The organism is Hydrogenophaga sp. (assembly GCF_025699295.1).
In the GTDB taxonomy this organism is placed as follows: domain Bacteria; phylum Pseudomonadota; class Gammaproteobacteria; order Burkholderiales; family Burkholderiaceae_C; genus Hydrogenophaga.
The window spans coordinates 138,041-151,921 of the sequence record NZ_JAILWB010000001.1 but is presented as its reverse complement, the minus strand read 5'-3'; the positions used below and the strand labels follow the sequence as shown (position 1 = coordinate 151,921).

General features: G+C 69.0%; 16 protein-coding genes. 5 read left to right on the top strand and 11 right to left on the bottom strand.

Features of this window, described 5'->3' with window-relative positions:
* Position 1 precedes the first annotated feature (1 nt).
* Positions 2–772: a DUF2189 domain-containing protein gene (locus K5880_RS00705; RefSeq protein ID WP_297647341.1), complete on the bottom strand. Its 771-nt coding sequence runs from the start codon at positions 770–772 to the stop codon at positions 2–4.
* Positions 773–831: 59 nt separating this feature from the next.
* Positions 832–1,224 (bottom strand): hemerythrin domain-containing protein, encoded by a 393-nt coding sequence (locus K5880_RS00700; RefSeq protein ID WP_297647339.1) that lies wholly within the window; start codon positions 1,222–1,224, stop codon positions 832–834.
* A 146-nt stretch (positions 1,225–1,370) separates the two neighbouring features.
* Here K5880_RS00700 and K5880_RS00695 point away from each other — a divergent pair, with 146 nt between their 5' ends.
* On the top strand, positions 1,371–2,111 hold the full coding sequence (locus K5880_RS00695) for a 2OG-Fe dioxygenase family protein (protein WP_297647336.1): 741 nt from the start codon (positions 1,371–1,373) through the stop codon (positions 2,109–2,111).
* A 58-nt stretch (positions 2,112–2,169) separates the two neighbouring features.
* Here the strand turns inward: K5880_RS00695 and K5880_RS00690 are convergent, their stop codons facing one another.
* The 5 genes from K5880_RS00690 to K5880_RS00670 form a co-directional block, all read right to left on the bottom strand.
* Positions 2,170–3,507, bottom strand: a complete 1,338-nt coding sequence (locus K5880_RS00690) for a mechanosensitive ion channel domain-containing protein (RefSeq protein ID WP_297647333.1) — start codon at positions 3,505–3,507, stop codon at positions 2,170–2,172.
* A 110-nt stretch (positions 3,508–3,617) separates the two neighbouring features.
* Entirely contained in the window at positions 3,618–4,805 is a 1,188-nt protein-coding gene (gene bktB, locus K5880_RS00685) for a beta-ketothiolase BktB (RefSeq protein WP_297647331.1), read from the bottom strand.
* A 72-nt stretch (positions 4,806–4,877) separates the two neighbouring features.
* Entirely contained in the window at positions 4,878–5,465 is a 588-nt protein-coding gene (locus K5880_RS00680; RefSeq protein ID WP_297647329.1) for a histidine phosphatase family protein, read from the bottom strand.
* Between the two features lie 22 nt (positions 5,466–5,487).
* Positions 5,488–6,270, bottom strand: a complete 783-nt coding sequence (locus tag K5880_RS00675; RefSeq protein WP_297647326.1) for an SDR family NAD(P)-dependent oxidoreductase — start codon at positions 6,268–6,270, stop codon at positions 5,488–5,490.
* 8 nt (positions 6,271–6,278) lie between these two features.
* A complete protein-coding gene (locus K5880_RS00670) occupies positions 6,279–6,908 on the bottom strand; it encodes an RluA family pseudouridine synthase (protein ID WP_297647779.1) in 630 nt (209 codons plus the stop codon).
* Positions 6,909–7,153: 245 nt separating this feature from the next.
* On the opposite strand from K5880_RS00670, the gene K5880_RS00665 reads away from it, so the two are divergent.
* From K5880_RS00665 to K5880_RS00655, 3 genes are all read left to right on the top strand, one after another.
* A complete protein-coding gene (locus K5880_RS00665; protein ID WP_297647323.1) occupies positions 7,154–8,158 on the top strand; it encodes a tRNA-dihydrouridine synthase in 1,005 nt (334 codons plus the stop codon).
* 33 nt (positions 8,159–8,191) lie between these two features.
* Complete coding sequence (gene gshA / locus K5880_RS00660) at positions 8,192–9,751, top strand: glutamate--cysteine ligase (protein ID WP_297647320.1); 1,560 nt, start codon at positions 8,192–8,194, stop codon at positions 9,749–9,751.
* Between the two features lie 87 nt (positions 9,752–9,838).
* Positions 9,839–10,741, top strand: a complete 903-nt coding sequence (locus K5880_RS00655) for a dienelactone hydrolase family protein (protein ID WP_297647317.1) — start codon at positions 9,839–9,841, stop codon at positions 10,739–10,741.
* A 101-nt stretch (positions 10,742–10,842) separates the two neighbouring features.
* On the opposite strand, the gene K5880_RS00650 is transcribed toward K5880_RS00655, so the two are convergent.
* Positions 10,843–11,313: an SRPBCC family protein gene (locus K5880_RS00650; RefSeq protein WP_297647314.1), complete on the bottom strand. Its 471-nt coding sequence runs from the start codon at positions 11,311–11,313 to the stop codon at positions 10,843–10,845.
* A 120-nt stretch (positions 11,314–11,433) separates the two neighbouring features.
* Here K5880_RS00650 and ylqF point away from each other — a divergent pair, with 120 nt between their 5' ends.
* Complete coding sequence (ylqF, locus tag K5880_RS00645; protein WP_297647312.1) at positions 11,434–12,375, top strand: ribosome biogenesis GTPase YlqF; 942 nt, start codon at positions 11,434–11,436, stop codon at positions 12,373–12,375.
* A gap of 13 nt (positions 12,376–12,388) precedes the next feature.
* On the opposite strand, the gene K5880_RS00640 is transcribed toward ylqF, so the two are convergent.
* The 3 genes from K5880_RS00640 to K5880_RS00630 are packed head-to-tail and all read right to left on the bottom strand — an operon-like array spanning position 12,389 to position 13,797.
* A complete protein-coding gene (locus tag K5880_RS00640) occupies positions 12,389–13,306 on the bottom strand; it encodes a VCBS repeat-containing protein (RefSeq protein WP_297647309.1) in 918 nt (305 codons plus the stop codon).
* Between the two features lie 58 nt (positions 13,307–13,364).
* Complete coding sequence (locus K5880_RS00635) at positions 13,365–13,646, bottom strand: DUF427 domain-containing protein (protein WP_297647306.1); 282 nt, start codon at positions 13,644–13,646, stop codon at positions 13,365–13,367.
* A 10-nt stretch (positions 13,647–13,656) separates the two neighbouring features.
* A complete protein-coding gene (locus K5880_RS00630) occupies positions 13,657–13,797 on the bottom strand; it encodes a hypothetical protein (RefSeq protein ID WP_297647303.1) in 141 nt (46 codons plus the stop codon).
* Between the last annotated feature and the right edge of the window lie 84 nt (positions 13,798–13,881).

Here is a 13,881-nt window from a genome sequence, read left to right as displayed (position 1 = left end):
CTCAGGCCTGCGCCGGCACGATCTGCCGGTAGGCGTGCCAGGTGGCGTGGCCCACCAGCGGGCCGGCCACGAACAGGCCCAGGAATGCGGGCAGCATGGCCAGCACCACCAGGCCGGTGATCAATGTGCCCCACCAGAACATCACGCCCGGGTTCTGCAGGCAGGCGCGGATGCTGGTCAGGCCCGCCGAGATGGCATCCACCTCGCGGTCGAGGATCATCGGGATGGCGATGGCGCTGGTCACGAAGATCAGGCCGGCGAAGACGCCCCCCACCAGCGCGTAGGTGACCAGGAAGCCCAGGTTCTGCGGGTCGAGCAGTTGCGCCAGCAGGGGGCCGCTGCCGGGCAGGGTGTTGAAGCTCACCGCGAACACCACCAGTGAAGCGCGGCCCCACAGCATCTCCAGCACCAGAAGCACACCGGCGAAGATGGCCATGGTGCCCTTGGTCGGCCGCCATGCGAGCAGCGAGGCGCGCAGCGACGGCGTGTGCCCGGACTGCAGCGCGCGGCTGGCGTCGTACAGGCCCAGGCAGAGGAACGGACCCATCAGCAGAAAGCCCGCCGAGAGCGCGAGCACATACGCCGGCGCGGCCTGGAACACCGCCAGCAGCGCATGGCCCATGAGGAAGAAGCACAGGCCGTAGAACAGGCCGATGCGCGGGCAGCGCACGAAGTCGGCCCAGCCCTGGCGCAGCCAGCGCAGCGGGTCGCCTGCCTGCAGCGAGGCCAGTGGCAGGTCGAACACCGATGGCGGTGGCGGATCGTCGGTCATGGTGCTGTCTCCTCGCATGGTGGCGCGCCACCTCGTGGGTGGGTGGTTTGCACGGGGTCTCAGGTGCGCGTGTGGCTGCGCAGGTGCAATGCCAGGGCCGCGTCGAACGATTGTGTGTGCCGCGTGAACCAGGTGCCCAGTTCGCGCGCCATCTGCCGCACAGGTGCCAGCTGACCGTTGCGTGCCTGCGCCAGGCCTTCGCGCAGCAGGTTGAGCACCACCCGGTGTTCGAGCGCGTGTGCCTCCGACTGGCCATGGCCGGTGGTGCGCATCCAGCGGTCTTCCTGTCCGAAATGCGCGGCGACGTGCGCCACCAGATCCACCCAGGCCTGAAGCAGCTCGCCATTGTCGGCGCGCTGCGCGCGCGCCAGGTCCTCGATCAGCTCGCGGTTGAGCGTGTCCAGCGGAACGAAGTCCAGCCGGAGCGCGTCCGACCATTCAGAGATCTCCATCGTCTTCTCCTTGCGCCTGTCCCGACAGGGCATGGGTGAAGCTTGGCAGTGGCGCCGCGGGCCCGCGTTGATCCAGCGCAAACCTTCTTGCGACATGCCCCCGCCACGCTGTGTGCGGCTGCGCCACCGCTACACTGGCCAGCCTCATGACCAGCGAATTCCAGCCCCCCTACGTGCCGCTGTCCGACCTGCACAGCGCGTTGAACACCGCCGGTTTCGCGCTGCTGAGCGCAACGGCCGTGGCCGAGTGGCTGCCCGCCACGCCCGCCGAGCTGGCCGCGCTGCACGCCGGCTGGGACCACCTGCCGGCCGACGCGTACCTGAAGGACGGTGGGCGCTACCGCAGCCGGCGCCACAGCTGCTTCGTGGTCGATGGCGGGCGGGTCGAGCAGTCGCCGCACCGCGCGCACTGGCAGCCGCTGGAATACAACGCGCTGCACGGTGGCATGCAGCGCTGGTTCGAACCCATGGAGCCCGAGGTGGTGGCGCAGCCGGTATGGAACCGCCTGCTGGTGCGTCTGGGCGAGGCCGCCAGCGCCTTGCGTGGCGCGCAGCCCTGGTACGTGGAAGCGCACCCGTTCCGCATCGACACCACGGACGGCATCGGTCGCCCCACGCCCGAAGGTGCGCACCGCGACGGCGTGGACCTGGTGGCCGTGTTCATGGTGGCGCGCCACGCCATCAAGGGCGGCGAGAGTCGCGTGTTCGAGGCCAGCGGCCCGGGCGGTCAGCGCTTCACGCTGCGCGAGCCCTGGTCGCTGCTGCTGCTCGACGATGCGCGCGTGATCCACGAGAGCACGCCGATCCAGCCGCTGCAGGACGATGCCCTGGGCTGGCGCGACACGCTGGTGGTGACTTATCGCAACGGTGGGTTCCAGGGCGACTGAAGCCGCCACGCGTTCGCGCTGCGCTGGCTTTTCGCAAGGTTGTCGGGCGCGTGCGGTGTCAAGCTGCGTGGTCTGGCGGGTCGGCCAGGCCATGTTTCAACACCGTTGGCAGGTAATGGATCGGCATGCCGAAGATCATCTTGTTGGGCAAACACACCTCCTCGCCCGCGTCGGTGTGCAACCGGGTGGTGAACATGCCCATGGCGACCACCGTTCCCTCGCTATCGCCAATTCTCACGTGCTGACCCACGCGCAGTGAGCGCGAGTACATCAGGCCGATCCCCGAGAGCGCTTGCCCGACGACGCTGGAGGCCCCCAGCGACAGCATCAGCCCCGTCATCACCGACAGCGCCTTGACCGCGTTGGTCCCGGACCCGGGCAGGTAGGGGTAGGCCATGGCCAGGGCGAACAGCCAGAGCACGGCGTCGCACAGGCGCCGGGTCGGCAGGGCGGTGTGTGCGTCGAGCCAGGACAGCGCGATATGGCCCCGCTCCACCCGCAGCATGAAGGCTGCGTTGGCGCGCGAGACCATGCGTGCGATCAGGAAAATGAAGCCCGCCACCACCAGGCCGGGCACCGCAGCCGCCGCGGAATGGGCGAAGTGGCGCAGCAGGTCCATCAACCAGGTGGAGGACAGTTCGCCCCAGGGGCGCGTCCAGGCGAACTGCAGCAGGACGAAGGTGATCCAGGTGTCCAGGATCAGCAGCACGACCGTCCAGACCACGGCGTGCGCCAGCAACCCGCCGGTGAGATGGGCGTGTTCGGAGAAGGTGGTGGCCAGGCGGATGGTGCCGGCGGGTGCTTGCGGGCTGCGCAGGGCAGCGAGCAAGCGCTCGCCGATGCGCCGGCGGATCAGCAGCGCCGTGCGCACCAGGAGCCCTGCAAGCACGCTGGCTGCGAGGCAGATCGCGATGTCGGATGCGATGCGCCGGCGGTCATGCAGCTCGGTCTCTTCCGCCACCGCTTTCTCCAGCCGTTGCCGCACCTCGAACGCCGCCGACGCCAGCGCGGCCTCAGGCCGGGGTGTGCCCGCGTCGGCGGCCACCAGAAAGAACACCGTGCGACCGTTCACCTCGAAGCGCACGGAACCCGGCGTGGTGCTGTGCGTCACCGCATGGACGGTAGCGGTCCGCAGGGCCGATGCCAGCGCGGCGCGAGCCAGTTCCACCCGGTCAGTCGGTGAATCGCCCAGCAGGGTGGTGCGGAAGGTCGCGATGTGCCGGTTGTTCAGGTACAGGGCATTGGGTGGCCGAGGTTGGTGCGGTGCAATGACCGAACGCGGCGCCAGTTCTTCCAGGGGTTGGGCAGGAACGACGCCGCTTGCAAGAACGAGCCAGCCGGTCAGCGCGCCGGCGCGCAGGGCCAGGAGGGGCGGGATGAAACGGCGGTGGCACAAGTTGGACTCCCCTGCAGGTCATGGCCTGCAAGGGTTCCACATCTGCCCACCTGTGTGCCATCCGGCGCTGACCGCAGGCGGCGCGCCGGGCCGCAGACAACGCCGGGTTGTCAGACCCGCTCGAAGATCGCCGCGATACCTTGCCCGCCACCGATGCACATGGTCACCAGCGCGTACTTGCCGCCGATGCGGTGCAGTTCGTGGACCGCCTTCACCGTGATCAGCGCGCCGGTGGCGCCGATCGGGTGGCCGAGTGAAATGCCAGAGCCGTTGGGGTTGACCTTGGCCGGGTCCAGGCCGAGGTCGCGCGTGACGGCGCAGGCTTGCGCGGCGAAGGCTTCGTTGGCCTCGATCACGTCCAGGTCCTTCACCGTCAGGCCGGCCTTTTTCAGCACCGCCTGCGTGGCGGGCACCGGGCCGATGCCCATGTATTTCGGGTCCACGCCAGCGTGTGCGTAGGCCACCAGGCGGGCCAGGGGTTTTGCACCCCGCGCCTTGACCTGCGCACCTTCCATCAGCACCACGGCGGCGGCCGCGTCGTTGATGCCCGAGGCGTTGCCCGCGGTCACGGTACCGTTTTCCTTCAGGAACACCGGCTTGAGCTTCGCCATGTCTTCCAGCGTCGCGTTGGGGCGGAAGTGCTCGTCGGTGGCCCAGGCCACGTCGCCCTTTTTGCTCTTGAGGATGACGGGGACGATCTGGTCCTTGAACACACCTGCCTCGGTGGCGCGCTGCGCGCGGTTGTGGCTTTCCACGGCCAGCTTGTCCTGGTCCTCGCGGCTGATGCCCCATTTGGCGGCGATGTTCTCGGCCGTCACGCCCATGTGGATGGTGTGGAAGGGGTCGTGCAGCGCGCCGACCATCATGTCCACCATCTTGGTGTCGCCCATGCGCGCACCCCAGCGCATGTTGAGGCTGGCAAACGGCGCGCGGCTCATGCACTCGGCGCCCGCGCCGATGGCCACGTCGGTGTCACCGAGCAGGATGCCCTGCGCGGCCGAGACGATGGCCTGCAGGCCCGAGCCGCACAGGCGGTTGACGTTGAACGCGGGCGTGCCTTCGGCGCAGCCACCGTGGATGGCGGCGACGCGCGAGAGGTACATGTCTTTCGGCTCGGTGTTGACGACGTGGCCGAAGACCACATGGCCCACGTCCATGCCGTCCACGCCGGCACGCGCGAGCGATTCGCGCACGACCAGGGCACCGAGTTCGGTGGGGGGCTGGTCCTTCAGGCTGCCGCCAAAGGTGCCGATGGCGGTGCGCACGGCGCTGACGACGAAAACTTCACGGCTGCTCATGGGGAATCTCCTTGTTGTAGATGGCAATGCCCGTCATCGTAGCCCGCCGGCCCGTCGCGGGTTTGCGCTGCGTCAGAAAGTCTGGCGGGCGAGCACGCGCAACTGAGTGCCGCTCCCTTCGCGGGCAGGACGGGTGAGCAGGATCTCGCCCATGCTCAGTCCCTGGCCCGTGAGCGCCGTGATGTTGACCTGGTGCGTCACCAGCACCAGGTTGCGCGGCGCCTGCCAGCCCTGTACCGCGTCGAGCACCGCACGCGTCTGCACGTCGCGCGTGTCAGAACCAAAGAAAGAGTTGATCGGCGGCCACACCGTGTTCTGCTTGAACGCCAGCATGGCGGTATCCACGCAGCGGCACCAGGCGCTGGAGCGCACCTGGTCGACCTTCACGCGTTCGCGCACGAAGGCCGCGCCCACGCGCCGCGCCTGCTCGCGGCCGGCCGCGCTCAGGTTGCGCTGGGTGCTGCAATTGCCGATCTCGAAGTTCGGCGGGTCGCCCACGCCGGGGTCGGTTTGCGCATGGCGCATCAGCAGCACGCAGCCACCTTCGCGCAGCAGGGTCCAGAAGCCGGCGGGCTGGGCCAGCACCACCGCTGGAAACGTGACGAGTCCGCAGGCGGCTGCCTGGGTGAAGCGGCGGCGGCTCGGGTCGGTGGAGGGCATGGCAATGCTCCGGTGGGGGTGGTCAGTCGCGCACGTCCGCCACCGGGTTCGCACCGAAGTCGGGGCGATCCAGCCAGGCGAGCACGCGCGCGGCGGCGTCTTCCGGTGAGGTGAGCAGGCCCTTGCTCTGGAGTTCCAGGAAGCGCTGGCGGTCAGGAAAGGCGGCGGGGTCGCCCGCGCGCAAGTGGGTCTGCATGTCGGTGTCGATCACGCCGGGCGCGAGCGACACCAGCTTCGCGCCGTGCGCGCGTTGCGCTTCGTCGAGCGCGCTGCAGCGCGTGAAGTGGTCCATGCCGGCCTTGGCGGCGCAGTAGGGCGCCTGCGCGGCCATGGCACTGCGTCCCAGGCCGGAGGAGACGTTGAGCAGCTTGCGCGGGCCGCGCCATCCCGCATCCGCCCAGGCACCGGTGACGCGCAGGAAGGCGGCGCTGAGCTGCATCGGTGCTTCCAGGCCCACGCGCAGCGCGTTGGCGAGTTCGTCGGGCGGGCACTGTTCGAGCGGGCCGATGCGCGGCACCACGCCGGCGTTGTTGATCAGCGTGGCGCTGGCGAAGGCGGCGGCGTCCAGTCCCTGGAGCCAGGTCTGCAGGCGCGCGGCCGCACCGGTCGTGTCGGCCAGATCCTGCACCCACTGGGTCAGGTGCGCGTCCACCCGCTGGGCCTCGTCGGCCAGCGCGGGGTTGATGCGGCGCGAGATGCACAGCAGCTCGCGCGTGGGTGAGAGCAGTTGCATGGCCATGGCCAGGCCCATGCCGCGCGAGGCGCCGGTGAGGATGGTGAGATGCAGTCGAGGTGTTTGCGGCATGGAAGCTCTCAGAAGGGACAGGGGCTTTCGAATTGCATCGCCGCGCCCGTTTGCGGGTGCGGCAACGCCAGGTGGTGGGCGTGCAGCAGGAGCCGGGGTGCCTGCGCCTGTTGTTCGGGCGCCGCGTACAGCGCGTCACCGAGGATCGCATGGCCGATGGCCTGCAGGTGCACGCGCAGCTGGTGTGTGCGCCCGGTCACGGGTTCGAGTTCTACCCGCGTCGCGATGCCCGTGTGCACCGTCGGGCTTTGGGTCGGCGTGGGGGCCAGGCGCCAGCGTGTCATGCTGGGCTTTCCCAGTTCGTTGCTCACGATGCTGCGTGGGCGGTTGGGCCAGTCGATGGTGATGGGCAGGTCGATGGTGTTCCAGGCGTTGTCGGGTTGCGGGTTGTTCAGCGTGCCGGCCACGACGGCGGTGTAGCGCTTGTGCACCTGGCGCGTTTCGAATGCCTGGCTGAGCGTACGTTGTGCCGCCAGGCCGCGCGCCATCACCACCAGGCCGGAGGTGGCCATGTCGAGTCGGTGCACGACGAGTGCGTCGGGCCAGCGGGCCTGGGCTCGGGCGCTCAGGCAGTCCTGCTTGTCGGGACCTTTGCCGGGGACCGCCAGCAGGCCCGCGGGTTTGTCCAGGACGATCATGCTTTCGTCTTCGTGCAAGACGGTGAGGTCGCTCACGTTCACCTCGCGAACTGGTGGGCGCACGGCGCCCTGTTCCGCTCATGTCCCCCGGCGGCTGGAGCCGCCTCCTCCTTGACTTCGCTCCACAGAGCGCCATGCCCCCACCAGCCAGAGGTGTCGCTGGCACTCCACTCGCCGATGACCGGACCAGCCGGAGAAAAACACAGGAACATCCGGGCATTGTCCGGCCAAAGGACAATACCCCCATGCTGCTGCTCGCCCCCATGGAAGGATTGCTCGACGCCACCCTGCGCGACGTGCTCACGCGCACCGGTGGCATCGATCGTTGCGTGAGCGAGTTCATCCGCGTCACCAGCACCGTGTTGCCTGAGCGCGCCTTCATCCGCGTGGTGCCCGAACTGCTCAACGGTGGGCGCACGCGCGCCGGTGTACCGGTGCGCGCCCAGTTGCTGGGCTCGGCCCCGACCTTGCTGGCCGAGAACGCCGAGCGCCTGGCCGGCCTGGGCCCGCACGGCATCGACTTGAATTTCGGCTGCCCCGCGAAGACGGTGAACCAGAGCCGCGGCGGCGCGGTGCTGCTCGACGAGCCCGAGCTGATCGGTCGCATCGTCGCCGCCGTGCGCCGTGCCGTGCCCGCGCAGGTGCCGGTGTCGGCCAAGATGCGACTGGGCTTCAACGACGACGCGCGCGCCGAGGAGTGCGCGCACGCCATCGCCGCCGCCGGGGCCGACGAACTCGTGATCCACGCCCGCACCAAGGCGCACGGCTATCGCCCGCCCGCGTACTGGGAGCGGCTTGCCGAGGTGCGCGCCTCGCTGCCCGCGCACCTGCGCATCCCGGTGATCGCCAACGGCGAGATCTGGACCGTGGCCGACGCACAGCGCTGCCGCGAGGTGACCGGTTGCGAGCACCTGATGATCGGCCGCGGCATGGTGACCGACCCTGGCCTGGCGCTGGCCATCAAGGGGCAGGGCGGCGTGCCGTGGAAGGTGCTGCCACCGCTGTTTCAGCTGTTCTGGCAGCAGGTGAGCGCGCGCGTGGAGCGCCGCCATCGTGCGGGCCGCCTCAAGCAGTGGCTGAACTACCTGCGCCGGCACTACCCCCAGGCGCAGGCAGCGTTCGATGAACTGCGCCTGCTGCACGAGCCCGCGGCCATCGAGGCCTGGCTGCTGCGCGCGCAAACCGACATTGAAATGCCTAGCACAGAGGTGATCCCGCTGCTGCCTGCAGAAATGGCGCCGGCGTGGTAACTTCCGGCCCCGGACCCGAACCACGACGCCTGTATGACCTCTCCAGAACAACGGCTGGCCACCCTCACGGGGGAGCGCCTGCGCGGCATGCGTCGCGGCCTCGAAAAAGAAAGCCTGCGCTCGCAGGCCGACGGGCGGCTGGCCCTCACACCCCACCCGGCGGCGCTGGGCAGCGCGCTCACGCACCCGCACATCACCACCGACTACAGCGAGTCGCAGCTCGAGCTCATCACCGGTGTGCATGGCAGCGTCGAAGCCTGCCTGGCCGAACTCACCGAGGTGCACCAGTACACCGTGCGCAGCCTGCGTGCCCAGGGCGAGGAAATGATGTGGGCGTCCAGCATGCCCTGCGGCCTGCCCCCTGACGAAACCATCCCGATCGGGCGCTACGGCTCGTCCAACGTCGGGCGCGCCAAGAGCGTCTACCGCATGGGCCTGGCGCACCGCTATGGCCGGCGCATGCAGACCATCTCGGGCATCCACTACAACTGGTCGCTGCCCGGCGTGGACAACGACGGCTACTTCGCCCTCATCCGCAACTTCCGCCGCCACGCCTTCCTGCTGCTCACGCTGTTCGGTGCTTCGCCGGCACTGTGTTCGACCTTCGTCGAAGGCCGTGACCACGAGCTGCAGAAACTCGGCGGCAACGGCACGCTGTACATGCCGCATGGCACCTCGCTGCGCATGGGCCGGCTCGGCTACCAGAGCGAGGCCCAGGCCACACTGGCGGTGAGCTACAACGGCCTCGAAGGCTATGCGGCCTCGCTGCACGACGCCCTCACGCGGCCCTGGCCGGCCTACGAAGCCGTGGGCATCCGCAACCCGGGCGGTGACTACAACCAGCTCGCCACCACGCTGCTGCAGATCGAGAACGAGTTCTACGGCACCATCCGCCCCAAGCGCGTGATCTTCCCCGGCGAGCGGCCGCTGCACGCGCTGCGCGAGCGCGGCGTCGAATACATCGAGGTCCGCCTGATGGACCTCAACCCCTTCGAGCCGATCGGCATCGGCGCATCCACGCTGCGCTTCCTCGACGTGTTCCTGCTGCACTGCCTGCTCTCGGACAGCCCGCCCGACACGCCGGCCGAGATCCGCGAACTCGCGCAGAACCAGCACCTCACCGCCGCTCGGGGCCGCGAGCCCGGGCTGCTGCTCATGCGTGGTGGTCAGAGCGTGCCCCTGGTGCAGTGGGGCACCGAGCTGCTCGCGCAACTGGTGCCGATCGCGGCCGCGCTTGATGCTGTCGAAGGGGGCCAGGCGCACAGCGAGGCCGTGGCCATGGCGCACAAGGCGCTGCTGCAGCCCGATACCCTGCCTTCGGCCCGCGTGCTGCAGGCCATGCGCGAACAGCACGGCGATTCCTTCGTCGCGTTCGCACGCGCGCAGTCGCTGGCCACCCACCAGCACCTGCTAGGCCTGCCCTGGAGCAGCAAGCAGCAGGCGCGGTACGAGGCCATGGCCGCCCAGTCGATCGAGGACCAGCGCGCCATCGAACTGGCCGACTCCATGCCCTTCGAGATCTACCGCCAGGAATACGTCTCGCCCGCGCGGCTGGGGCGGCCCCGCACGCAGGCCACGGCCCTGACCGCCTGATCGGGCGCATAGCCCGCACCAGTCAGAGGGCCTTGTGCGCGGGGTTGCGCGGCGGGCCTATCCTGCGGTTTTTCGAAGGAGACCGCCATGACGACACCCCGCCTGACTGCCGCCGACTTCGACCAGGAACTGCTGATCCTCTTCGACGCCTACGTGCACGGCGATCTCGACCGGCGCGGGTTTCTTGACCGTGCCTCGAAGTTCGCCGTTGGGGGTGTGACCGCCGCCGGCCTGCTGGCCGCGCTCAGCCCGGACTTTGCCGCCGCGCAGGTGGTGCCGCCCAACGACACGCGCCTGAAGACCGAGACGGTGAACGTGCCCTCGCCGCAGGGCTACGGGGCGATCAAGGCCTACGTCGCCTGGCCCGCGGCGGCGCCCGCGGGTGGCCGGCTGCCGTGCGTGCTGGTGGTGCACGAGAACCGGGGCCTGAACCCGCACATCGAGGACATTGCCCGGCGCCTCGCGCTCGATGGCTACCTGGCCTTCGCGCCCGACGCGCTCACGCCGCTGGGCGGCTACCCCGGGGACGAGGACAAGGCCCGTGCGCTGTTCGCCCAGCTCGACCAGACCAAAACCCGCCAGGACTTCCTGGCCTGCGCCGCGGCGCTCAAGGCCCGGCCCGACGGCACCGGGCGCATCGGCGTGGTGGGGTTCTGTTATGGCGGTGGCATCGCGCACATGCTGTCCACCGAGCTGCCCGATCTCGCGGCCGCGGTGCCGTTCTACGGCAACCACCCGCCCGCGGAAGCCGCCGCGAAGGTCAAGGCGCCGCTGCTGATCCACTTCGCGGCCATGGACGACCGCATCAACGCCGCCTGGCCCGCCTACGAGGCAGCGCTCAAGGCGGCCGGCGTGCGCTACACCGCGCACCTGTACCCGGGCACGCAGCACGGCTTCAACAACGACACCACGCCCCGCTTCGATGCGGCCGCGGCCCGGTTGGCGTGGGAGCGCACGCTGGCGTTCTTCAAGCAGCACCTCGCCGCCTGACGGGGTCTTGTTCCAGGGACACCGAGGGTCCGGCTCCGCCGGCCCAAGATGTCGCCCCCCTTTGAGGGGGGACGCGCGCAGCGCGGCAGGGGGTGTTCCGATCAGGCCTCGCCGCCGAAGCGCTTGATCAGGTTGGCGATGTACTTCTCGACCAGCTTCTCGAACTCGCCCTCGACCACCGGCGCCACCACCATCTTCATCAGCCCGGGCAGGGGTACCTCGATCTGGCCCTGGATGGCCAGCGTCAGGCCGGTGGACTTCTTGTTGTCCACGATCTTCCAGTTGCCGCCCACCTGCGCGTTGCCCACGCCCTTGACGGGTGTCCACTTCACCGTGCCGCGCGCCTTGTCGCTCACGTACTTGCTGGCGTAAACGGTCTGGATGTTCACCTGCGCGGTACCGACTTTTTCCATCTCCCACTGGTAGACGCCATCGCCCAGGTCGGTGAGCTTTTCCACCTTGGGGAAGTGGCTGACCGACTCGGGCACATCGGAGAGCACCTCGAACACCTCGGCGGCCTTGGCGTTGACGTCGAATTCGTAGCCCAGATCGATCTTGACAGTGATACTCATGCGGGCCCCTCGGTGATGGATGTGGAATTCATTGTAGGGACCGGCATGGCGACCGACCCCGGGAATTACACCAAGGCACAATCCCCGCTTTGCCCCTTTCACACAGCGTTTTCGTCTCCCATGAGCATCCAGTGGTTTCCCGGGCACATGCACCTCACGCGCAAGGCCATCACCGAGCGCGTGAAGGATATCGACGTCGTCATCGAAATGCTCGACGCGCGCCTGCCCGGCTCCAGCGCCAACCCGCTGCTCGGTGAGCTCACGGCGGGCAAGCCCACGCTCAAGGTGGTCAACAAGCAGGACATGGCCGACCCGGCGCGCACCGCGCTCTGGCTCGCCCATTACAACGCGCAGCCAAACACCCGCGCGATCGCGCTGGACGCCAGCGTGACGGCGCCGGCGCGCGCCATCATCGCGTCGTGCTTCGAACTCGCGCCCCGGCGAGGCGGCATGGTCAAGCCCATGCGCGTGCTGATCTGCGGCATTCCCAACGTCGGCAAGTCCACGCTCATCAACACCTTCATGGGCAAACGTTCGGCCAAAACAGGCGACGAGGCCGGCGTGACCCGCACCGAGCAGCGCATCGCCCTGGCCGATGATTTCTACCTGTTCGACACGCCCGGCATGCTCTGGCCGCGCATCGTCGTGCCCGAGAGCGGCTTCAACCTCGCCGCCAGTGGCGCGGTGGGGCGCAACGCCTACGACGACCAGGAGGTTGCGCTCGAGCTGCTGGGCAAGATCAAGCAGCCGTATGCAGGTCTGCTGGAGGCGCGCTACAAGCTGGGCCTCGCACCCGAAGCCATCGCCGCCATGCCCGACGAGGCGTTGCTGGAAGCCATCGGCCGCAAGCGCGGCGCGCTGGCCGGTGGCGGTGCGGTGAACTGGCAGAAAGCGGCGGAACTGGTGATCGCCGATTTCCGCAGCAACGCGCTGGGCCGCATCACGCTGGAGACGCCGGAGCAATTCACGCAGTGGCTGAGCGCGGGACAGCAGGCCGACGCCGAGCGCCAGGGCCGCAAGAAAGCGCGCGCGAGCAAGCCGCGCAAGCCGGACCGGCGCTGAACGCGGGCGCCGCTCAAGGCAGCAACGTCACCGTCCAGTGGCTGCCGTCGGCGAGCAGGGCGCAGGCACCCTGCGGCAGGGGCAGCAGCCGTTCCACCAGACCCGGCATCGGCAAGACGGCGGGCATCTCCTGCCAGCGGCCAGGCGCTTCCCAGCGCAACGCCTGCAGTGCCTTGCGCGTCATGTCGGGCACCACGATGGCAGGCCGTGCCGGTGGCTGGTGCACGATCACCGCCAGGCGCTGTTCCAGCGCCCCCATGCGGTGGTTGGACACATCCATCGCTTTGGCGAACGGCACCAGCGCGGGCGGGCGCACATGGTGCAGCATGAGCACACCGCCCACGTGCGGGGTGGTCACGCTGGCCACGTCCAACTGGCCGTCGCCATCGAAATCGGCCACGCCCACCGGGTTGAGCCAGCGAAAGGAACTGCCCGCGTAGGGGCCTCGTGCCTGTTCGAACAGCTTCGGCCCGGTGGCCGTCCAGCGCAGGCCGAGCACCACCAGCGCCGCTCCGCGCAGTGCGTCGGCTTCGATCAGCAGGATCTCGTCACGGCCATCCTGGTCCAGATCGACCAGGCGTGGCACGCGGTCCTCGAACACCCGGTTGAGCGGCAAGGGGTAGCGCACGGTTTGCGCGGCGGCTCCAGGGCGGCTCGCCAGGGCCTGCACACTGCCGGCGTGCACACCCGAGCCCAGTGCAACGTGAGGGTAGCGCCGCGTGGGGTCGGCCAGCCAAACCCACGCCAGTCCGCGCGAACCGGCCACGGCCAGGCTGTCGGGAATGCGCTGCGCGGCGGCTTCGGGTGGTTTTGGCGGTGGTGGGGTTTGCAGGCCACAGCTCTCGAGCGCGGGTTCGATCCGCAGGTCCATGGCCATGGACCTGCCGCCGGCAAGGCAGCACACGATCAGGAACAGGCCCGTCAGGTTCATGGGCCTTTGGTCGGGGGCGCGGGCAAATGCTTACAGCCACACGGACCCGGGCGAGGTCTCAGGCCTCGACCTTCACACCCTTCCAGAACGCCACGCGGCCACGGATCATCTCCGCCTCGGGCTTGGGCTCGGGGTAGTACCAGGCGGCGTCGGTGTTGAGTTCGCCGTTGACCAGCAGCGAGTAGTAGCTCGCCTGGCCCTTCCAGGGGCAACTGGTGCGGTGGTTGCTGAAGCTGACGTAGTCGCGGTTGAGCGCGCTGTCGGGGAAGTAGTGATTGCCTTCCACCAGCACGGTGTCGTCGCTCTCGGCAATGGTTACGCCGTTCCAGATCGCCTTCATGCCGCGGTGCTCACTTGTTCTTTTCCTTGCCACGCGGCATGACGGCCGTCACGGGTGGCGTGGGGCGGTCCGAGGACACCGGGCCCTTGGGCACAGACGTGTCCTTTTTCGGCTTCTTGCTCATCTTCTCGTTGCGCTGTTCCTTGCCCATGGGGTTCTCCATTGACCACCGCAACACGCGGTTCGAAGCGCCGATGGTAAGCGACAAAACGGGCGTTTCAAGGCCCTCGCACCG